Source organism: Enterobacter sp. AG326 (assembly GCF_004362415.1).
Taxonomy (GTDB): Bacteria; Pseudomonadota; Gammaproteobacteria; order Enterobacterales; family Enterobacteriaceae; genus Enterobacter; species Enterobacter asburiae.
Genome location: NZ_SNXG01000001.1, coordinates 762466 through 783539 on the forward strand (window position 1 = coordinate 762466; position 21074 = coordinate 783539).

A 21074-nucleotide genomic window follows, 5' to 3' on the forward strand; every position below is an offset into this window, starting at 1 on the left:
AGTGACGACAGGAGAACAATATGGCAGTCTTGCCGCCTGACGACGAAAAATAACGAGGAAACGTTTATGACAATTGTGCGCATTGATGCCGAAGCCCGCTGGTCTGATGTGGTGATCCATAACCAGACGCTTTACTACACCGGCGTACCGGCTAACCTGGACGCGGATGCGTTCGAGCAGACGGCTAACACCCTGGCGCAGATTGATGCGGTGCTGGAAAAACAGGGCAGCGACAAATCCCGCATTCTGGATGCGACGATTTTCCTGGCAAACAAAGATGATTTCGCGGCGATGAACAGAGCCTGGGATGCATGGGTAGTGGCGGGTCACGCGCCTGTACGCTGCACCGTACAGGCCACGCTGATGAAACCGGAGTATAAGGTTGAGATCAAGATTATCGCGGCGGTGTAAGCCCGATTACTCTTCTGGATCTTCATCTTCATCTTCGAATCGCGCCACGATCCGCTCGCCGGAATGACTGGCGCGAATCTCCTGAGCGACAACGGTAATCGCCTGTCCGCTGCTCATCCCCTGGGACATCAGTTCCTGAATTCGCTCAACCGCTTTCTGCTGCTGTTCATGGCTCAGAGAAGGTAAACCTGCAAACATCGTCAACTCCTGCTAAATTATTCGCGCTAATTATTTCACGCTGCCCGGTAGTATGCCACACATGAACATGCGCTTCCCCACTGTTATTACCTTACCCTGGCGTGCAGACGCCGCTGAATTCTGGTTTGCCCGCCTGAGCCATCTTCCGTATGCGATGCTGCTGCATTCCGGCCATGCGGACCATCCCTATAGCCGCTTCGATATTCTGGTGGCCGATCCGCTAAAGACGCTGACAACCGATGACCTGTCGTTAACGGACGATCCCCTGAAGCAGCTGCAGCAAGCCATTAACGCGCTGGGCTTATCTGCTGCGCCGAACCCGGACTTCCCTTTTCAGGGGGGCGCGCTGGGCCTGTTTGGCTACGATCTGGGTCGCCGTTTCGAAACGCTGCCGGAGCATGCGCAGGCAGATATTTCCCTGCCAGACATGGCCGTGGGGCTGTATGACTGGGCGTTAATTATTGATCATCATAAAAAAAAGGTTTCCCTGCTGAGCCATCATGACGTGCAGGCGCGTCTGGCGTGGCTGGAGGCGCAACAGCCTGCACCGGCACAGACGTTCACGCTCACCTCAGGCTGGCGTTCAAATATGAGCGCAGCGGAGTATGCCGAAAAATTCGCGCGCGTTCAGGCGTATCTGCAAAGCGGTGACTGCTATCAGGTTAACCTCGCCCAGCGCTTCCAGGCGACATACCGGGGAGATGAGTGGCAGGCATTTACCCGTCTTAATGCCAGCAATAAGGCGCCGTTCAGCGCGTTTGTCCGTCTGGAACGGGGGGCCATACTCAGCCTGTCTCCGGAGCGCTTTATTCATCTGGCCGAGGGCACGATTCAAACCCGTCCGATTAAAGGCACTCTGCCGCGTCTTGCCGATCCCGACGCCGATCGCCAGCAGGCGGAAAAGCTGGCCGCCTCGCCGAAAGACCGCGCCGAGAACCTGATGATTGTCGATCTGATGCGTAACGATATTGGTCGCGTCGCCGAACCGGGCAGCGTGCGCGTGCCGGAACTGTTTGTCGTCGAGCCTTTCCCGGCGGTGCATCATCTGGTCAGTACCATTACCGCGCGTCTCCCAGACTCTCGCACCGCCTGCGATCTGCTCCGCGCCGCGTTCCCGGGCGGCTCCATCACCGGCGCGCCAAAGGTGCGGGCGATGGAGATCATTGATGAGCTGGAGCCGCACCGCCGCAACGCCTGGTGCGGCAGCATCGGCTATATCAGCCTGTGCGGCACCATGGATACCAGCATTACCATTCGCACGCTGACGGCCTGCGACGGAAACCTTTACTGCTCGGCCGGGGGCGGCATTGTTGCCGATAGCCAGGTCGATGCGGAATATCAGGAAACCTTTGATAAGGTTAACCGTATCCTGAAACAACTGGAGTAATCACGGGTGGAAAAAGAGAACCTGACGCTTGACGATTTTTTATCTCGCTTTCAGCTATTACGACCGCAGGTCAACCGCGAGGCGCTGAACCAGCGTCAGGCGGCCGTGCTGATCCCGGTCGTGCGTCGCGCGCAGCCGGGCCTGCTGCTCACCCAGCGTTCTCCCCATTTACGTAAGCACGCGGGTCAGGTCGCCTTTCCGGGTGGCGCAGTAGACAGCTCCGACGCCTCGCTGATTGCCGCCGCGCTGCGGGAAGCGCAGGAAGAGGTTGCCATTCCGCCGGAGGCTGTGGAGGTCATCGGCGTGCTGCCGCCCGTCGACAGCGTTACCGGTTTTCAGGTCACGCCGGTAGTGGGCATTATCCCGCCCGGCCTGCAGTATCATGCCAGCGTCGATGAGGTATCTGCGGTGTTTGAAATGCCGCTTGAAGAGGCGCTCCGGCTAAGCCGTTATCATCCGCTGGATATCCATCGTCGCGGGCATGACCATCGGGTCTGGTTGTCCTGGTATCAGCATTATTTTGTCTGGGGCATGACGGCGGGCATCATTCGCGAACTGGCGCTGCAAATCGGCCTGAAACCTTGACTATACTTTACATTCCATCCTTTTTTGCAGGTTTGCGATCCGCGTCGCGCTATTAGCAAAACCCATCGTTAACCATTAGTTTAATTCATGTGAATAGTTAAGCCGAGGTCGGTGTTCCCTCTTACACTATGCGCAGTTATAACATCGTTACTGGAACCCCGGTAACCCTGTCAGGAGTGTGAAAGTGATTAGTATATTCGACATGTTCAAAGTGGGAATTGGCCCTTCGTCTTCCCATACTGTTGGCCCGATGAAGGCCGGTAAACAGTTCGTCGATGATCTGGTCGAAAAAGGATTACTGGAAAGCGTTACCCGTGTCGCCGTGGATGTTTACGGCTCGCTGTCATTAACGGGTAAAGGCCACCACACCGATATCGCCATTATTATGGGTCTGGCAGGCAATATGCCGGATACCGTAGATATTGATGCCATCCCGGCATTCATCCGCGACGTGGAAACACGCGGCCGCCTGCTGCTGGCAAACGGTCAGCAGGAAGTCGATTTCCCGCAGGATGACGGCATGCGTTTCCGCAGCGACAACCTGCCGCTGCATGAAAACGGCATGACCATTCACGCTTACAGCGGTGAAAAAGAGATTTACAGCAAAACGTACTACTCCATCGGCGGTGGCTTCATCGTGGATGAAGAGCATTTTGGCAAAGACAGCGTCGGCGACGTCAGCGTACCGTACCCGTTCAAATCGGCTACCGAAATGCTGGGCTACTGCAAAGAGACCGGTCTTTCACTGTCCGGCATGGTGATGCAGAACGAACTGGCCCTGCACAGCAAAAAAGAGATTGAAGACTATTTTGCGAACGTCTGGCAAACCATGCGCGCCTGTATCGACCGCGGGATGAACACCGAAGGCGTTCTGCCGGGTCCACTGCGCGTACCGCGTCGTGCCTCTGCCCTGCGCCGTATGCTGGTGACCACGGACAAGTTCTCCAATGACCCGATGAACGTGGTCGACTGGGTAAACATGTTTGCCCTGGCGGTTAACGAAGAGAACGCCGCCGGTGGCCGCGTCGTGACGGCGCCAACCAACGGTGCGTGCGGTATCGTTCCGGCAGTGCTGGCCTATTACGATCACTTTATTGAGCCCGTGACGCCGGACATCTATATCCGCTATTTCCTGGCGGCAGGTGCCATCGGTGCGCTGTACAAAATGAACGCCTCCATCTCCGGCGCGGAAGTGGGATGTCAGGGTGAAGTCGGCGTTGCCTGCTCCATGGCGGCGGCGGGTCTGGCAGAGCTGCTGGGCGCAAGCCCTGAGCAGGTCTGCGTGGCGGCGGAAATCGGTATGGAACATAACCTCGGTCTGACCTGTGACCCGGTCGCGGGCCAGGTGCAGGTGCCGTGCATCGAGCGTAACGCGATTGCCTCGGTGAAAGCCATCAACGCCTCACGTATGGCGATGCGCCGTACCAGCGAACCTCGCGTATCGCTGGATAAGGTGATTGAAACTATGTACGAAACCGGCAAGGACATGAACGCGAAATACCGCGAGACGTCCCGCGGTGGCCTGGCCATTAAGGTGCAGTGCGACTAATACTGCCTTTCGCCCATCTGCAACGGATGGGCGAATTTCCCTCTTCTTTCTCGTCTCCTTCAGCTTTCCCCACTACACTTTTACTGTTGCGTCCGGCTTTTGTGGCTGGTGGCTTATCAGGCGACCGTTCATGCAAACTGCACAAACGATCATTAAAAACTATCGCCGAAAACGCGTTATCGTCTGTGTCACGGTTGCGCTCCTCACGCTCATCCTGACGTTAGGCATTCGCTTTATTTCACAGCGCAATGTTAACCAACAGCGGATCCTCGATTTTACCAGCCACACCGTTCGCGCCCTTGATAACGTACTGCTTTCTTTAGAGAACCGCCGCAGCGTGCTGCAGCCCCTGGTGGGGCAGCCCTGCCCGCAGGCGCACCTGGCGCTGCGAAAGCAGGCCGCCATTTTGCAGACGGTACGCTCCATCGCCCTGATTAACGAGGGTATCCTGTATTGCTCAAGTATTTTCGGGAGCCGCAACGTGCCCGTTCGCGACTTCCTGAAAGAACTCCCCGCCAGCACGGCAAAGCTGATTTTATCGACCGACCAGTGGCTGCTTAAAGATAGCCCGATATTGGTCCAGTGGTATCCCGTCTCTCAGGACGGTGAAGCTGGCGTTATCGAGATCATCAATATCGATCTGATCGCCAAAATGATCCTTGAGCCCCAGCGCCCGCTCATCAATGACGTGGCGCTGACCGTAGGCGATCGCTTTCTGCGCTATGGACAACGCGTCAGCGACAGCCTGACCTTTGATGAGGAAGGTTCTCTTTTCCAGCAATCGTCAACCCGAAACCCTTTCACCATTACGGTCAGCGGGCCAGGCCCTGGAGAGTTAGCCTTAAAAAGCCTGCCAGCCCAGCTGCCGCTTGGACTCATGCTCAGCCTGCTGCTGGGCTATCTCGCCTGGCTGGCAACGGCAAACCGGATGAGCTTTACGTGGGAGATCGATATGGGCATTGCGGCGCGGGAATTTGAGCTTTTCTGCCAGCCGCTGGTGAATGCCCGCACCCAGGCGTGCACCGGCGTGGAAATCCTGCTGCGCTGGAATAACCCCCGTCAGGGTTGGATCACCCCGGAGGTATTTATCCCTCTGGCAGAAGAACATAACCAGATTGTCCCTCTGACCCGCTACGTCATCGCCGAAACGGTGCGCCAGATAGGCTACTTTCCTTCCAGCGCCGGTTTTCACATCGGTATTAACGTCGCCGCCAGCCATTTCCGTCACGCGGTGTTGATACAGGACCTGAATCGCCTCTGGTTCAGCGCCAGTCCGCGCCAGCAGCTGGTGATTGAACTCACGGAACGGGATGCGCTGCTGGATGCGGATTATCGCATCGTGCGCGAGCTGCATCGCAAAGGGGTGAAGCTGGCCATCGACGATTTTGGTACCGGGAACAGCTCCCTCTCCTGGCTCGAAAAGCTGCACCCGGACGTGCTGAAAATTGACCAGTCGTTTACCACCGCCATCGGCACCGACGCCGTGAACTCGACGGTAACGGATATGATTATTGCGCTGGGACAGCGGCTGAATATCGAACTGGTTGCTGAAGGGGTCGAGACGGAGGAGCAGGCGCGCTACTTGCGCCGCCATGGCGTACCTGTCCTGCAGGGGTTTTTCTATGCGCGGCCCATGCCGCTACGGGATTTTCCGAAGTGGCTGGCGGGGAGCGCGTCCCCGCCAGCGCATCATAACGGGCACATCGTGCCCTTAATGCCGCTGCGCTAAGCCGGCTTACTCATCTTCGTCGTGGGCTGATTGTTCTTTAACAATACGAACCATATCAACGCGATAGTCGTTGGCTTCAACGATCGTAATGTGCAGCGGCCCCAGCTCGATCACATCTCCGACGCGCGGGATTTGCCCGTTAACGGCGATAACCAGACCGGCAACGGTCGCGATGTCTTCTTCATCGTTGATCACGTTTTCCAGCCCCAGCGTGTGCGAGAGCGCGTGCAGGTCTGTGGTACCTTTAACCAGCCAGCCTTCACCGTCGGCAACGATCTCAGGCGTTTCGTCGGCATCCGGGAATTCACCGGCAATCGCCTCCAGCACGTCCAGCGGCGTAACCAGCCCCTGCACCACGCCAAACTCGTTGGTGACGATAACAAAGCTACCGCGAGCGCGGCGCAGCACCCCGAGCAGGTTGATAGGATCCAGCGTTTCCGGCACGACAATCGCAGGCGACGCGGCGGCAACGGCTTCCACGTTGACGCCCTCTTCCAGGGCCACCAGCATCTCTTTTGCCCGCACCACGCCGATGATCTCATCCAGCTCTCCGCGACACACCGGGAACAGGCTGTGCGGAGAAGAGAGCAGCTGCTGGCGAATTTCATCCACGCTCAGGTTTGCATCGACCCAGCTGATCTCCCCACGCGGCGTCATGATGCCGCGCAGCGAACGGGAGGCCAGGGAGAGCACGCCGTTGATCATATAGCGTTCTTGTTCCACAAACGCCCCTTCCGGGACCGGAACCGGGTTATGGTTTTCGGAATCAGACTGGACGTTCACCTGACGACGACCGCCCATCAGGCGCAGAATCGCATCTGCGGTACGGGCGCGCAGCGGCTGATTCGACTGCTGCTTAATAAAGTTACGGCGCGCAATCTGGTTGAACAGCTCGATCAGGATCGAGAAGCCAATCGCGGCGTACAGGTAGCCTTTCGGAATATGGAAGCCAAAACCTTCCGCCACCAGGCTCAGACCAATCATCAGCAGGAAGCTAAGACACAGCACGACCACCGTTGGATGCTGGTTAACGAAGCGCGTCAGCGGCTTCGAGGCCAGCAGCATTACCGCCATCGCAATGACGACAGCCGCCATCATTACCGGCAGATGATTCACCATGCCGACTGCCGTGATCACCGCATCCAGCGAGAAGACCGCATCAAGCACCACGATCTGCATCACTACCACCCAGAAGCTGGCATAGCCCTTACCGTGCCCATCATCGTGCTGACGGTTTTCCAGCCGCTCGTGTAGCTCCGTCGTCGCTTTGAAAAGCAGGAATATCCCCCCGATCAGCATGATTAAATCACGCCCGGAGAAGGTGTAGTCCATGACGGAGAACAGCGGTTTGGTCAGCGTGACCATCCAGGAGATGACGGAGAGCAGCCCCAGTCGCATAACCAGCGCCAGCGAGAGACCAATCAGTCGCGCTTTATCACGCTGTTTTGGCGGCAGTTTGTCCGCGAGGATGGCGATAAACACCAGGTTATCAATGCCGAGAACAATCTCGAGCACCACCAGCGTGAGCAATCCCACCCAGATTGACGGGTCCATTAAGAATTCCATGACAAGCTCCTGCTAAAGGAATGACGAAACGGTGCCCCACTCAACGCGGGCAAAACAGAGGTAAACAGAGTCGATACGTGGCGAGGATCGCCGGTGAATAAGGCGCGAAATGGCCTGGAAGATGACTGACGTCGGTGACGGTCCATATAGTGGGCTGTAGCCCTATACTCCTGAACTATTAAACGGAGGCTAAACATATCAGAGACACTGTGTTTTTAGCAAAGATTTACGTTCCTTTGCAAAGTTCTGTAACACAGCGGCTTTACGCTACAGATAAATCTGTAACGCGTGGCTAAATTACGGATCTTCATCACATAAATTATTTTTTCACTATCTAAAATAATTCGCGGAAGTCTTAGTTTTTTTGAACTCTAACCCTTATCTGAATCGATTCGGTTCGCCAATACGATTCTCAGTACGACTGCCTGGCAGGCGTATTAATGATAATAAAAGGAGGTAGCAAGTGACCATTGCTATTGTCATAGGCACACATGGTTGGGCTGCTGAGCAGCTACTCAAAACGGCAGAGATGCTGTTGGGCGAGCAGGAAAACGTCGGCTGGATCGATTTTGTTCCCGGTGAAAACGCCGAGACGCTGATAGAGAAGTACAACGCTCAACTCGCGAAGCTGGATACCAGCAAAGGCGTGCTGTTTCTCGTTGATACATGGGGCGGCAGCCCGTTCAATGCCGCCAGCCGCATTGTCGTCGATAAAGAGCACTATGAAGTTGTCGCCGGGGTTAATATTCCCATGCTGGTGGAAACCTTCATGGCTCGCGACGACAATCCGGCGTTCGATGAGCTGGTGGCGCTGGCCGTTGAAACCGGTCGCGAAGGGGTAAAAGCCCTGAAGGCGCAGCCAGTTGAAAAACCCGCCCCTGCGCCTGCAGCGGCACCAAAAGCGGCAGCACCGGCAAAACCGATGGGCCCGAACGATTACATGGTCATCGGCCTGGCGCGTATTGATGACCGCTTAATCCACGGCCAGGTCGCCACGCGCTGGACCAAAGAGACCAACGTTCGACGCATTATCGTGGTCAGCGACGAAGTGGCCGCCGATACCGTTCGTAAAACCCTTCTGACTCAGGTTGCTCCTCCTGGCGTTACCGCGCACGTCGTGGATGTCGCCAAGATGATCCGCGTGTACAACAACCCGAAATACGCGGGTGAACGCGTGATGCTCCTGTTCACTAACCCGACAGACGTTGAGCGCATTGTTGAAGGCGGCGTGAAAATCACCTCCGTGAACATTGGTGGTATGGCATTCCGTCAGGGCAAAACGCAGGTCAACAACGCCATTTCAGTCGATGCGAAAGATATCGAGGCATTCAACAAGTTGAATGCGCGCGGTATTGAACTGGAAGCCCGTAAGGTTTCCACGGATCAAAAACTGAAAATGATGGATTTGATCGGCAAAGTTGGGAAATAAGCCCGCGCCGGTTCTCATATAAAGTTTATGTAATAGGAGAAGTGCAATGGAGATTACCACTCTTCAGATTGTGCTGGTGTTCGTCGTCGCATGTATTGCGGGTATGGAATCCGTACTTGATGAATTTCAGTTCCACCGCCCTCTGGTGGCCTGTACGCTGATTGGGGCCGTTCTGGGTGACATGAAAACCGGTATCATCATCGGTGGTACCCTGGAAATGATAGCCCTGGGCTGGATGAACATCGGCGCAGCGGTTGCGCCCGATGCCGCTCTGGCCTCTATCATTTCGACCGTTCTGGTTATTGCCGGTCACCAGAGTATTGGTGCCGGTATCGCGCTGGCGATCCCGCTGGCAGCAGCTGGCCAGGTTCTGACCATCATCGTTCGTACTATCACCGTTGCCTTCCAGCACGCGGCGGATAAGGCGGCCGAAAACGGCAACCTCACGGCACTGTCGTGGATCCACGTATCATCCCTGTTCCTGCAGGCGATGCGTATCGCGATCCCGGCGGTTATCGTGGCGATCTCTGTTGGTACCAGTGAAGTGCAGAGCATGCTGAACGCCATTCCAGAAGTGGTCACCGGCGGTCTGAACATCGCGGGCGGTATGATCGTAGTTGTCGGTTATGCGATGGTCATCAACATGATGCGCGCAGGCTACCTGATGCCGTTCTTCTACCTCGGCTTCGTGACCGCTGCCTTCACCAACTTCAACCTGGTTGCACTGGGTGTGATTGGCGCGGTGATGGCGATTCTCTACATCCAGCTCAGCCCGAAATATAACCGCGTTGCGGGTGCCCCAGCGCAGGCTGCTGGTAACAACGATCTCGATAACGAACTGGACTAACAGGTGAGCGAAATGGTTGATATGACAAAAACTACCACCGAGAAGAAACTCACTCCGGGTGATATTCGTGGCGTGTTCATCCGTTCTAACCTGTTTCAGGGTTCATGGAACTTCGAACGTATGCAGGCGCTGGGCTTCTGCTTCTCCATGGTGCCAGCGATCAAGCGCCTGTACCCGGAAAACAACGAAGCGCGCCGTCAGGCGATCAAGCGTCACCTGGAATTCTTTAACACCCATCCTTACGTAGCGGCTCCGGTTCTGGGCGTAACGCTGGCGATGGAAGAACAGCGTGCGAACGGCGCAGAGATTGACGATGGTGCCATCAACGGTATCAAAGTCGGCCTGATGGGTCCGCTGGCCGGTGTCGGTGACCCAATCTTCTGGGGCACCGTGCGTCCGGTCTTCGCGGCGCTGGGTGCCGGTATCGCGATGAGCGGCAGCCTGCTTGGCCCGCTGCTGTTCTTCATCCTGTTCAACGCAGTGCGTCTGCTGACCCGCTATTACGGTGTGGCCTACGGTTACCGTAAAGGGGTGGACATCGTTAAGGACATGGGCGGCGGCTTCCTGCAGAAACTGACTGAGGGGGCGTCAATCCTCGGCCTGTTTGTCATGGGGGCGCTGGTTAACAAGTGGACGCACGTGAACATCCCGCTGGTGGTATCGACCATCACCGGTCAGGATGGTCAGACGCGTGTGACGACCGTGCAGACGATTCTGGACCAGCTGATGCCTGGCCTGGTACCGCTGCTGTTAACCTTCGCCTGCATGTGGCTGCTGCGTAAGAAAGTGAACCCGCTGTGGATTATCGTTGGCTTCTTCGTCATCGGTATCGCGGGCTACGCTGTCGGCCTGCTGGGTCTGTAAGCTTCAATGCTATAGGCCGGGGGCTTGCCCCCGGTTTTTTTTATCTGGAGGATGAATGACTGTCACGGACATCGTACTGGTTTTATTTATTGCTGCCCTTCTGGCTTACGCGATCTATGACGAATTCATCATGCCCCGCCGTCACGGCGAGACGCTGCTCTCCCTTCCCCTTCTGCGACGCGGGCGCGTGGATGCGTTTATCTTCGCGGGTCTCATCGTTATTCTTATTTACAATAACGTCACCAGTCATGGTGCAATATTAACCACATGGTTATTATGTGCGCTGGCATTAATGGCGGTTTATCTGTTCTGGATCCGCAGGCCGAAAATCATTTTTAAATCCCGCGGATTTTTCTTCGCCAATGTGTGGATAGAATATAACCGTATTAAAGAGATGAATTTATCCGAAGACGGTGTGCTGGTGATGCAATTAGAACAACGCCGCCTGCTTATTCGGGTGAAGAATATTGACGACCTTGAAAAGGTCTACAAGTTACTCGTTAAAACTCAATGATTTAAATATATAGCAATGGCTATATTCTGTGTTTATCTTGCGCAAGAAATATAGCCTAAGCTATATCCCCTTCATTAATTTGTTCTCTATTTGTTAACGATACTTTCACGCTTAAAGACAAATGAAAATCGTTATCACCAAGCATTTTAAATAATGCCTCTTCGTTGTTGTTTTATATTCTCAAAATATGTTAAGGTTGCGCCCGTCGTTGGGGAGTAGCCGATTTCCTGTTCGCAGGAAATGTACGTGTCAACATACTCGTTGAAAAACGTGGCGCGTACGGATCGCTGACAGCACATCTTATGTGCGGCGCGATCAGGCGAGACCATAGATACATCAACTGCTGTTTACTGGGGGCAGTGATGTGTCATATGGATATCCCCGGTCTGGACGCTGTTATGAATATCTCCGCTACGATCCTCCTCGCTTTTGGCATGTCCATGGACGCATTTGCTGCTTCCATCGGAAAAGGCGCCACGCTCCACAAACCTAAGTTCTCAGAAGCCCTGCGTACCGGCCTCATTTTTGGTGCTATCGAAACGCTTACGCCGCTTATCGGTTGGGGACTTGGCATGCTCGCCAGCCAGTTCGTGCTGGAGTGGAACCACTGGATTGCCTTCGTACTGCTGGTGTTTCTCGGTGGCAGAATGGTGATTGAAGGTTTTCGCGGCGGTGATGATGAAGACGAGGAACCGCAGCACCGCCACGGGTTCTGGCTGCTGGTCACCACGGCGATTGCCACCAGCCTTGATGCGATGGCCGTCGGGGTCGGTCTGGCATTCCTGCAGGTCAATATTATTGCCACCGCGCTGGCCATCGGCTGCGCAACGCTGATCATGTCCACGCTGGGCATGATGGTCGGACGGTTTATCGGCCCGCTGCTGGGCAAACGCGCTGAGATCCTGGGTGGAATTGTGCTGATTGGCATTGGTGCCCAGATCCTCTGGGCACACTTCGCCGGTTAATCCTCGCGCTGCCAGACATGGATACTGAAATCCGTCTGGCAGTTAAATATTAATTGTACAGCTAACGCTTCCCACACTTCCGGTTTTGCCCGCCACGCGAACGGCGTCATCTGCAGCAACGCGGTTGCCTCTTCGCCTTTCAGCGTCATTTCATACGCCACGGTTTGCTCCTGCTTCAGGGTAAAACCGGCCAGCTGTTCAGAATGAGGTGCATGCAGTCGCACTTCGTCGTAGATCAGCCCTTTCAGCTCCATCAGATGACGCGGGCCCGGCGTTACGGTGACCACCCATCCGCCCGGCTTCACCACGCGAGCCAGCTCTTCCGCCTTGCAGGGCGCGTAAATGCGGATAACAGCGTCCATGCTGGCATCGTCAAACGGCAGCCGGTGGCTGGATGCCACGCAGAACGTCACGTCCGCGTAACGCTTTGCCGCCGCGCGAATGGCCACTTTCGACACGTCCAGACCGAATGTCAACGCGCCCTTCTCACGGGCGATCCCGGCAAAGCGTGCGGTGTAGTACCCTTCCCCGCAGCCAATATCGAGCATGGCGGTGGCTGAACCCGGCAGGATGTCATTCAGCATCTGCGCGACGGTCTCCCGCAGCGGCAGATAGTGCCCGGCATCCAGAAACGCGCGGCGCGCCTGCATCATCTCTGCACTGTCGCCTGGATCGCGGGAGCGCTTATGCTGCACCGGCAGAAGATTCACGTAGCCTTCTTTTGCCATATCAAACTGATGCCCCTGCGGACAGGTATAACTTTTATCTGAATGCGTCAGGGGGGCGTGGCAAAGGGGACAGCTGAAGGACATGGTGACTCCGGAGCATAATCAAAGGGCGAAGTGTACCGCTATTCGCCCTGGTTATAAACGCCCGGTTAACGCATTACGATAAGGTGATCGGAGCCCGCCGGTAACCCGTCAGGTTTCACATTCTCCAGACGCAGCACGTTACCCATAATCTCGCTGAATACAGGCGCGGAAACGGCACCGCCGTAGTAGGCCCCATTTTGCGGATCGTTAATGACCACCACCAGGGCAAAACGCGGATCGCTGGCGGGCGCAACGCCGGCCGTATAGGCGACGTATTTATCGACGTACTTCCCGCTGTCGTCAATTTTCTTCGCCGTACCGGTTTTCACCGCCACCCGGTAATCACGAACGGCGGCCTTAACGCCCCCGCCGCCGGGCAGCGCAACGCTCTCCATCATGTGCTCCACCTCGTGCGCGATCTCTTCCGGCATGACGCGGTGCCCGATAACGGGTGGATCGATACGCGTAATCGAGAGAGGTCGCTCGAGCCCGAAGCCGCCGATCGTGGCGTAGACGTGCGCCAGCTGGAGCGGCGTCACCATCAGCCCGTAGCCGAAGGCAAAGGTCGCACGATCGAGCTGGCTCCAGTATTTACGATTTGGCAACAGCCCCGAGCTCTCGCCCGTTAAGCCAAGCCCCGTATTCGTGCCAAACCCAAAGTTTCTATAGGTATCAATAAGATGCTGGACAGGCATTGCCAGGGACAGTCGGGACACGCCGGTATCGCTCGATTTTTGCAGGATTCCGGTCATTGTCAGTTCAGGATAATAGCCCACATCGCGGATACGATGCCCGGCAAGGGTATACGGGTGAGTGTCAATCACGCTGTCCGGCTGGACCAGGCCCTGCTGCAGGGCCGTCATCAGCACCAGCGGCTTGACCGTCGAACCGGGTTCGAACGTATCGCTGATGGCGCGATTACGGAAATCGTTGATCGTCGCGCCTTCCCGATTATTGGGGTTGAAATCCGGATAGCTCGCCATGGCGAGTATTTCCCCGGTTGGGATATTAATTAGCACCGATGCGCCAGACTCGGCCTTGTTCCAGGCCACGGCATTATCGAGCGCATCTTCGGTGATGGTTTGCAGCCGCTCGTCGATACTTAACTGGATGTTATGCGCCGGCGCGGGCGCCACTTCCGTCAGGTTTTCAACCACTCGGCCGTAGCGGTCTTCCCTTACCTGCCGCACTCCGGCCTTGCCGGTCAGCTGCGCATTGAAGCTTTTTTCCACGCCTTCAATACCCTGCCCGTCAATATTGGTGAAGCCAATCAGGTTTGCTGCCACATGGCCGGCAGGATAAAAACGGCGGGATTCATCGCGTAAATTGATGCCGGGCAGATTCAGCTTATCGATCCACTTTGCCTGTGCGGGATCGACCTGACGGGCAAGATAAATAAAACGCCCCTGCGGGTTGGCGTTGATTCGCGCCGAAAGTGTGCCCAGGGAGAGATGCAGCGCATTTGCCAACGCCTGCCAGCGTTCGTCAACACCAACGCCCCCTTTTGCCAGCACCGTTTTAGGATCGGCCCAGACGGCCCGGACGGGCACGCTCACCGCCAGGGGGCGACCTTCGCGATCCATTATCATGCCGCGCGGCGCATCAATTGCCAGCTGGCGAAGGGAGCGCATATCTTCCTGCTTCACCAGATTGTCAGGCTTGATGATTTGCAGCCAGGCAACGCGGCCCAGCAAAAAAGCCAGACTACAAAAAATAGCTAAACAGAGCAGCACAAAACGCGCTGGCGTGAAATTGCCAGCGGTCGTTTTCAATTTCTTCTTCACCTGAACCCCAGGACTGTTAAACAACGCCCTGATTTAACGGGAAAAGATGGGTTTAAGGTGGCAAAACAGTGCTACTAACCTCGCAGCTTTGCAACAAGTTACTAACAAGACCGCGAATGGTAATATTTTGAAAGATAAGGGACATAAAAAAGCCCCGCGTTATGCGAGGCTTTATGTCTGAGATTGAAGTGCTAAGCGCTTCAGTCAGCAGCGGTTCGATCAGATAGCAGTTACGTTAACTGCAGCTGGGCCTTTCTGGCCATCCTGAATTTCGAACTCAACGTTCTGGCCTTCAGCCAGAGTTTTGAAGCCGTTACCCTGGATTGCAGAGAAGTGTACGAACACGTCTTTGCTGCCGTCAGCAGGAGTAATGAAACCAAAACCTTTAGACTCGTTGAACCACTTAACTTGACCTTTAATCTTTGCCATTTTGCAAAATTCCTTAGAGTGTTTTCTTAGCCCGCAGGCATTAACTGAGATAAAACTGAGACATTACTGCATGAGGCACTAATATAAGGTTCGGCAGAGAAGCGGTATTCAACGACAACGTGTTTACTCAGGACTTCTTTACTGAAAATGCCACACATAAACAGAACTGTACCTCGTTTGACCCAAAACGTGTTATCACACACTATGTTTAATATGGCAAGCCATTTTTAAACATGTCTCGATCCGCCGCACAAATTCGAACAGTGCCTGTCAGGTTTTGCACAATTATGCGCATCACTCACAGACAGCTCTGCTGCGTAACAAAGACCCAGCGTTGCTTTCACAAGCGCTGTAATCTAAGACTTTTTTAACATAGCTCAATCATTACGAAGCGTCCAGCAACCGGGAAAAGAAATCTTACGTCCTGATTGAGTTAGAACAATTTGTGAAAACTTATGCTTAAATCATTGTAACGCGACCAAATTGTTTCAGAGAAAAAACACTGTTAATAACCCGCGCCGAACTGTATTAAAATGCACCAGCTAATAAACAGTGTTATGCACCAAAATAATGAAATTTTTATGACTCTGCATCAAAAGAAGGCAAGCAAAACGTTTCGATAAAAATAAAACATTCCTGCACGCGTTTACATACAGAATATATGCACTACGTTATCGCTTCGTTTATAAGGATAAATATTCACCAACTTTCAGTATCCTGAAAGAATGATTAACCGGTGCTAAATTATCTAGCGCGTCAGTTAACTCCCGCACAGGTTCATCGAGGGCTTCATCTGCCAGTTCAAACACGCCCCAGTGAATGGGAAACGCCAGAGGACAACCCAGCTGCTGCCACAATGCCACCGCAGATTGCGGATCCATATGATGGACAGCCATGAACCATCGTGGGGCATAGGCACCTATTGGTAACGCGGCAGCATCGATATGGCCAACGCGTTCAGGTATCAACAGCAGTTCAGGCGAATACCCCGTATCACCGCTGAACCAGAAACGATGATGTCGCCCTTCCATAACCCAGCCGCACCATAATGAGCGATTGCGGTTCCATGCCGTGCGCATACTCCAGTGCTGTGCTGGTACGGCGGTCAGCGTCATCCCCTGCCAGGTAAAGCTCTGCCACCAGTCGAGCTCAACCACGCGTTTTGCCCCCCGGCGGCGAAACCAGTCGGCCAGGCCCAGCGGAACAAAAAAACTGACCTCGGGGAAGCGTTTGAGAATACGGCGAATGGTCGCATCATCAAGATGATCGTAATGATTATGGGAGATGACGACCGCATCAAGCTGATTGAGTTGACTGACTGACAGCGCGGGAGGCGTTTTGCGCTGTGGTCCCAGGAAAGGGAGTGGAGAAGCGCGCCGTGAAAAAACCGGATCGGTAAGGATGATATTGCCGTCCAGCTGCAGCATTACGCTCGCGTGCCCCAGCCACCATACCCCATCTTCATGAGGTTGCGTAAGCTCAACCGGTTGCCACCACTGTTGGATAAAGTCTTCATAGCCCAGCGCGGGTGGCTTCGGTAAACCGGCCTCTTTACGCGCTTTACGCCAGCGGTCAAGATCGCCGGGTTGATGTCCGACAGGATCGGTATTACGAAAACCGTTCGGGGTGTGATGTTTCAGGGAGGGGTCATACCAGGGATTTTTCCAGACCACAGCCACCTCCCAGCATAAAAAGATTAACGCTCAGCCACCAGGCGGATAAAGTCGTCTTCGTCTTTGTTATCTTCAGCAACCGCGTCTTTCGGCGCGTCTTTCTCTTCCGGTTCGTTAGCCTCACACAGACGGCGTAGCAGCGCATTCTGACGTTTTTGCTGATCGAGCAGCGCTTCCAGCAGTTCAATCTGCTCGTTAGTACGGGAACTGGCGCGGTTCACGAAAAACCAAATGACCAGGCCCACAAGCAGAACAACCAAAGAAATCATCAGGGATGCCATATTCAGCAGCCCTGAATTCAGTAACTCACCCATTTCACCACCTCAATAAAAACGTCTATTTTACCACTGGCGCGAAGGAAGGAAATCACCTTGAGAAAAAATGCGTATTACCACGGAATAAACTTATTGATTGCGCAAACGCCGCTAAAAAACTGTACATCCTGATCGCACATCACATTGATCGTCTGCGTCCATAACACCACGCACGCTATCAGCACGATAATCAGAATTACCCAGCGTATTTTTTTCACTCCACACTCCGTCTAAAAACCTGATGTAACGAGGTTATCACGCTTATCTTAAACAAGGACTAACTGTACCGCCATCGCACTTTTTTCAGAATCCTGCACTTGTTTCATCGTGTAAACCGTTTAGGCTAGCTTTATGATAACAACGACAAAAGAGGTTAATGATGCGCTTAATCATTCGAACAATTATTGCACTGGCCATCGTCTGGATTGGCCTTCTGCTTACGGGTTATGGCGTGCTTGTGGGAAGCACCGAAAACGCAGCCGGGTTAGGGATTCAATGTAAATATTTAACAGCACAGGGCGTGAGCACTGCGCAATATTTGCATACTGACAGCGGGATCGTTGGCTTGACCAACTGTCCGGTCCTGCGAAAGACATCCGTCGTGATTGATAATGGCTAATCAGCCGGTGACATGACTGATATAAAAAACGCCGCAACAGATGCGGCGTTTTTTTATGCGAGCAGAGATTAAAACGGGTAGTCGTGATAACCCATTTGTTCAGAAATCTTACGTGCGGCAGTGTGCAGAATAGCCACATACTCATGCAGGCGCTCTTCGGAGAAGCGTAAGGTTGGGAAGGAGATACTTAAGCCCGCAATTACTACGCCAAAGCGGTCAAACACCGGAACGCCGATGCAGCGCAGCCCTTCTTCCTGCTCTTCGTTATCTTCGCCATACCCCTGCTCGCGTACGCGATCGAGCACCGTTAACAGCGCGTCCGTACTGGTAATGGTTCGTGAAGTACTTTGCTTGTATTCCACGCCTTCGAGGATCTGCTTCACTTCCTCACGATCGCGCCAGGCCAGCAGAACCTTACCAATCGCGGTGCTGTAGAGCGGGTTGCGACGACCAATGCGCGAGTACATGCGCAGATTGTACATGGAGTCGATTTTATGGATGTAAACAATGCTGTCTTCATCCAGCGCACCGAGATGAATGGTCTCTTTGGTCAGGCGAGAGATTTCACGCATCTGAATATCGGCGCTGCGGATCAGGTCGACATTTTGTAGCGCACGGGCGCCCAGCTCAAACAACTTCAGCGTCAGAGAGTATTTTTCAGATTCGCCTTCCTGGGCAACGTAGCCCAGCGACTTCATGGTTTGTAAAAAGCGATATACGGTGCTTTTAGACATCATCACGCGCTGCGACAACTCTGTAATACCTATTTCACGCTCTTCCCCCAGTGCCTGTAAGATGCCAAACACCTTCAGCACGGAAGAAACAGAATCTGGCTGTTTATCCAAATCCGCAATAGCCATTTACCACCTCATAGAGAGTGTTTTATAAAAATCAGAACCGGTTTTTATTATAAGTTCCCGTCATGTCACCTGCAATCAATCCACGTTTACTTCGTTACAAATCTGCGACATATCGCAGCTGTAACAATGCTAAAATAGTTACCCTGAGAATAATTTCACGCTGAGCTTTTTTAATCCTAATGGAAAAGACCCTTTCCGATGGCCTGCCTTTACCCCAGCGGTATGGCGCTATAGCGACCATCATTATCGGTATCTCAATGGCCGTCCTTGACGGCGCAATTGCGAACGTTGCCCTGCCAACCATCGCCAGCGACCTGCATGCCTCTCCCGCCAGTTCGATATGGATCGTTAACGCCTATCAGATTGCGATTGTGGTTTCCCTGCTCTCGTTCTCTTTCCTGGGCGATATGTTCGGTTACCGTCGGGTGTATCAGTGCGGTCTGGTGGTTTTCACCTTCACGTCCTTGCTATGCGCCCTTTCAGATTCACTGCATACCCTGACGCTTGCCCGCATCGCGCAGGGTTTTGGCGGCGCGGCGCTCATGAGCGTAAACACGGCGTTGATCCGCTTAATTTATCCGCAGCGTCATCTGGGGCGCGGCATGGGGATAAACTCGTTTATTGTCGCCGTCTCTTCCGCCGCCGGGCCAACTATTGCGGCGGCGATCCTTTCCGTTGCGTCATGGCAATGGCTGTTTGCTATTAACGTGCCGCTGGGCATTGTCGCTATATTCTTTGCCCTGCGCTTTCTTCCCGCTAACGGCCCTAAAAGCACCATGCCGCGATTCGATGTGGCGAGTGCGGTGATGAATGCCCTGACCTTTGGCCTGCTGATTACGGCGCTGAGCGGCTTTGCGCAGGGACAGTCTCTGATGCTTACCGCCGCGGAGCTCATCGCCCTACTGGCGATCGGCTTCTTCTTTGTTCGCCGCCAGCTCACTCTCCCTGTGCCTTTACTACCGGTCGATCTGCTGCGAATTCCCCTCTTTTCCCTCTCCATTTGCACGTCTGTCTGCTCGTTCTGCGCCCAAATGCTGGCTCTGGTTTCTCTGCCCTTCTTTCTGCAGAGCGTGGTCGGCCGTTCAGAAGTGGAGACCGGCCTGCTGTTAACCCCCTGGCCGCTGGCGACCATGGTGATGGCGCCGCTGGCAGGTTACTTAATTGAACGCGTCCATGCCGGTTTACTGGGAGCATTGGGGCTTGCGGTGATGGCGACAGGCCTTTTCGCGCTGGCACTGCTACCGTCCTCGCCAACGGATCTTGACATAATATGGCGCATGATCCTGTGCGGCGCAGGGTTTGGCCTGTTCCAGTCCCCTAACAATCACACCATCATCACCTCCGCGCCGCGCCATCGCAGCGGAGGTGCCAGCGGCATGCTGGGAACCGCTCGCCTTCTGGGGCAAAGCAGCGGCGCGGCGCTGGTCGCCCTGATGTTTAACCTCGCCGGGCAAAACGGCAACCATGTTGCGCTTCTCACCGCGGGTGCCCTTGCCTCGCTCGCGGCGGTCGTCAGCGGCCTGCGTGTGACCCAGCCCAGGGTTCAGGCATAAAAAAAGCCGGGCGGAGAGTTCTCCTGCCCGGCTTATTAGGGTTCTTAGCGTTACTTCAGGTATTCCCCACTGCGCAGCGCTTCGATACGTTTATCCAGCGGCGGGTGAGACATAAACAGCTCGCTCAGCGATTTGGATTTACCGTTAATGCAGAAGGCCATCATGCTGTTCGCTTCCTGCGGCTCATAGCTGGTTTTCAGACGCTGCAGCGCGGCAATCATCTTCTCACGACCAACCAGCTTCGCCGAGCCGGCATCCGCGTGGAATTCACGGTGGCGGGAGAACCACATGGTGATGATGCTGGCCAGAATACCGAATACTAATTCCAGAACCATCGAAACGGCGAAGTAGATCAGCGGGTTGCCGTTGCTCTCTTCACCTTCGTCACGGTTTCCGCCCATAAAGCCTGCCGCGATCTGCGCCAGAATACGGGAGATGAAGATCACGAAGGTGTTCACCACGCCCTGAATCAGGGTCATGGTCACCATGTCACCGTTGGCGATATGGCTGATTTCGTGGGCAATAACCGCTTCGGCTTCGTCACGGCTCATGTTCTGCAGCAATCCGGTGCTGACGGCAACCAGTGACGCATCGCGACGGGCGCCCGTGGCGAAAGCGTTGATGTCCGGGGCATGGTAAATCGCCACCTGCGGCATGGCGATCCCGGCCTGACGGGATTGCTGAGCCACCGTATTCATCAGCCACTGTTCCATATCGTTACGCGGCTGTTCAATAACCTCACCACCCACCGATTTCAGTGCCATCCACTTCGACATCAGCAGGGAGATGAACGAGCCACCAAAACCAAACAGCAGCGCCATAATCAACAGACCCTGAACGCTGCTCGACTGAATTCCTGTCAGGCTTAGCACGAGCCCGAAAACCACCATGACCGCCAGGTTGGTGAGCAGGAAGAGCGCGATTCGCATCATAATTTTCTTTTTACCTCAGTTTAACAAAACGCACTATGCGATTACCCACATCGT

General features: G+C 54.6%; 22 protein-coding genes, 1 pseudogene and 1 riboswitch. Of the genes and pseudogenes, 12 read left to right on the plus strand and 11 right to left on the minus strand.

Going from position 1 to position 21074, the window contains the following annotated elements; translation table 11 throughout:
- Positions 1–66: 66 nt before the first annotated feature.
- On the plus strand, positions 67–411 hold the full coding sequence (locus DFO52_RS03600) for a RidA family protein (RefSeq protein ID WP_029742004.1): 345 nt from the start codon (positions 67–69) through the stop codon (positions 409–411).
- Between the two features lie 6 nt (positions 412–417).
- On the opposite strand, the gene DFO52_RS03605 is transcribed toward DFO52_RS03600, so the two are convergent.
- Entirely contained in the window at positions 418–609 is a 192-nt protein-coding gene (locus DFO52_RS03605; protein ID WP_023336068.1) for a YoaH family protein, read from the minus strand.
- 61 nt (positions 610–670) lie between these two features.
- Between DFO52_RS03605 and pabB the strand changes: the two genes are divergently transcribed.
- From pabB to DFO52_RS03630, 4 genes are all read left to right on the plus strand, one after another.
- Complete coding sequence (gene pabB / locus DFO52_RS03610; RefSeq protein ID WP_133549849.1) at positions 671–1996, plus strand: aminodeoxychorismate synthase component 1; 1326 nt, start codon at positions 671–673, stop codon at positions 1994–1996.
- Positions 1997–2002: 6 nt separating this feature from the next.
- Complete coding sequence (locus tag DFO52_RS03615; protein WP_023312196.1) at positions 2003–2581, plus strand: CoA pyrophosphatase; 579 nt, start codon at positions 2003–2005, stop codon at positions 2579–2581.
- Between the two features lie 184 nt (positions 2582–2765).
- Positions 2766–4130 (plus strand): L-serine ammonia-lyase, encoded by a 1365-nt coding sequence (sdaA, locus tag DFO52_RS03620; RefSeq protein WP_023312197.1) that lies wholly within the window; start codon positions 2766–2768, stop codon positions 4128–4130.
- A 130-nt stretch (positions 4131–4260) separates the two neighbouring features.
- The gene (locus DFO52_RS03630) at positions 4261–5859 is read left to right on the plus strand and encodes a cyclic diguanylate phosphodiesterase (RefSeq protein ID WP_029742002.1); all 1599 of its coding nucleotides are present in this window, start codon (positions 4261–4263) and stop codon (positions 5857–5859) included.
- Between the two features lie 6 nt (positions 5860–5865).
- On the opposite strand, the gene yoaE is transcribed toward DFO52_RS03630, so the two are convergent.
- Positions 5866–7425, minus strand: a complete 1560-nt coding sequence (gene yoaE, locus DFO52_RS03635) for a CNNM family cation transport protein YoaE (protein WP_133549350.1) — start codon at positions 7423–7425, stop codon at positions 5866–5868.
- Positions 7426–7888: 463 nt separating this feature from the next.
- On the opposite strand from yoaE, the gene manX reads away from it, so the two are divergent.
- The 5 genes from manX to mntP all read left to right on the plus strand — a co-directional run bounded on the left by manX (position 7889) and on the right by mntP (position 12044).
- Positions 7889–8854 carry a PTS mannose transporter subunit IIAB gene (gene manX, locus DFO52_RS03640; protein ID WP_032658500.1) on the plus strand — a complete coding sequence of 322 codons (966 nt, stop codon included), beginning with the start codon at positions 7889–7891 and terminating at the stop codon, positions 8852–8854.
- Positions 8855–8900: 46 nt separating this feature from the next.
- Positions 8901–9701: a PTS mannose transporter subunit IIC gene (gene manY, locus DFO52_RS03645; RefSeq protein WP_008500490.1), complete on the plus strand. Its 801-nt coding sequence runs from the start codon at positions 8901–8903 to the stop codon at positions 9699–9701.
- Positions 9702–9713: 12 nt separating this feature from the next.
- Complete coding sequence (locus DFO52_RS03650) at positions 9714–10565, plus strand: PTS mannose transporter subunit IID (protein ID WP_006810994.1); 852 nt, start codon at positions 9714–9716, stop codon at positions 10563–10565.
- Positions 10566–10620: 55 nt separating this feature from the next.
- Positions 10621–11079, plus strand: coding sequence for a DUF986 family protein (locus DFO52_RS03655; protein WP_133549352.1), 459 nt, complete (start codon positions 10621–10623; stop codon positions 11077–11079).
- A 198-nt stretch (positions 11080–11277) separates the two neighbouring features.
- Positions 11278–11467: riboswitch (yybP-ykoY riboswitch) on the plus strand.
- Positions 11468–11477: 10 nt separating this feature from the next.
- On the plus strand, positions 11478–12044 hold the full coding sequence (gene mntP / locus DFO52_RS03660; RefSeq protein ID WP_029741998.1) for a manganese efflux pump MntP: 567 nt from the start codon (positions 11478–11480) through the stop codon (positions 12042–12044).
- Here the strand turns inward: mntP and rlmA are convergent.
- The 7 genes and pseudogenes from rlmA to mgrB form a co-directional block, all read right to left on the minus strand.
- Positions 12041–12856 (minus strand): 23S rRNA (guanine(745)-N(1))-methyltransferase, encoded by an 816-nt coding sequence (gene rlmA, locus DFO52_RS03665; protein ID WP_133549354.1) that lies wholly within the window; start codon positions 12854–12856, stop codon positions 12041–12043. The genes mntP and rlmA overlap by 4 nt on opposite strands.
- A 65-nt stretch (positions 12857–12921) precedes the next feature.
- Complete coding sequence (gene ftsI, locus DFO52_RS03670; protein WP_133549356.1) at positions 12922–14640, minus strand: peptidoglycan glycosyltransferase FtsI; 1719 nt, start codon at positions 14638–14640, stop codon at positions 12922–12924.
- A gap of 219 nt (positions 14641–14859) precedes the next feature.
- Positions 14860–15069, minus strand: a complete 210-nt coding sequence (gene cspE, locus DFO52_RS03675; RefSeq protein ID WP_001062678.1) for a transcription antiterminator/RNA stability regulator CspE — start codon at positions 15067–15069, stop codon at positions 14860–14862.
- A 13-nt stretch (positions 15070–15082) separates the two neighbouring features.
- Positions 15083–15227: pseudogene (locus tag DFO52_RS03680) on the minus strand (DUF2627 domain-containing protein).
- Between the two features lie 525 nt (positions 15228–15752).
- Positions 15753–16742 carry an MBL fold metallo-hydrolase gene (locus DFO52_RS03685; protein WP_133549358.1) on the minus strand — a complete coding sequence of 330 codons (990 nt, stop codon included), beginning with the start codon at positions 16740–16742 and terminating at the stop codon, positions 15753–15755.
- 23 nt (positions 16743–16765) lie between these two features.
- Positions 16766–17056, minus strand: coding sequence for a YebO family protein (locus DFO52_RS03690; RefSeq protein ID WP_008500484.1), 291 nt, complete (start codon positions 17054–17056; stop codon positions 16766–16768).
- 74 nt (positions 17057–17130) lie between these two features.
- Positions 17131–17274, minus strand: coding sequence for a PhoP/PhoQ regulator MgrB (mgrB, locus tag DFO52_RS03695; RefSeq protein ID WP_006175995.1), 144 nt, complete (start codon positions 17272–17274; stop codon positions 17131–17133).
- Positions 17275–17435: 161 nt separating this feature from the next.
- Between mgrB and DFO52_RS03700 the strand changes: the two genes are divergently transcribed.
- Positions 17436–17675 carry a YobH family protein gene (locus tag DFO52_RS03700; protein WP_029741993.1) on the plus strand — a complete coding sequence of 80 codons (240 nt, stop codon included), beginning with the start codon at positions 17436–17438 and terminating at the stop codon, positions 17673–17675.
- A gap of 68 nt (positions 17676–17743) precedes the next feature.
- Here the strand turns inward: DFO52_RS03700 and kdgR are convergent, their stop codons facing one another.
- Positions 17744–18535 (minus strand): DNA-binding transcriptional regulator KdgR, encoded by a 792-nt coding sequence (gene kdgR, locus DFO52_RS03705; RefSeq protein ID WP_023312208.1) that lies wholly within the window; start codon positions 18533–18535, stop codon positions 17744–17746.
- A gap of 179 nt (positions 18536–18714) precedes the next feature.
- Between kdgR and DFO52_RS03710 the strand changes: the two genes are divergently transcribed.
- Complete coding sequence (locus DFO52_RS03710) at positions 18715–20088, plus strand: MFS transporter (RefSeq protein WP_045355987.1); 1374 nt, start codon at positions 18715–18717, stop codon at positions 20086–20088.
- Between the two features lie 50 nt (positions 20089–20138).
- Here the strand turns inward: DFO52_RS03710 and htpX are convergent, their stop codons facing one another.
- Positions 20139–21020 carry a protease HtpX gene (gene htpX, locus DFO52_RS03715; RefSeq protein ID WP_014884290.1) on the minus strand — a complete coding sequence of 294 codons (882 nt, stop codon included), beginning with the start codon at positions 21018–21020 and terminating at the stop codon, positions 20139–20141.
- Positions 21021–21074: the final 54 nt, after the last annotated feature.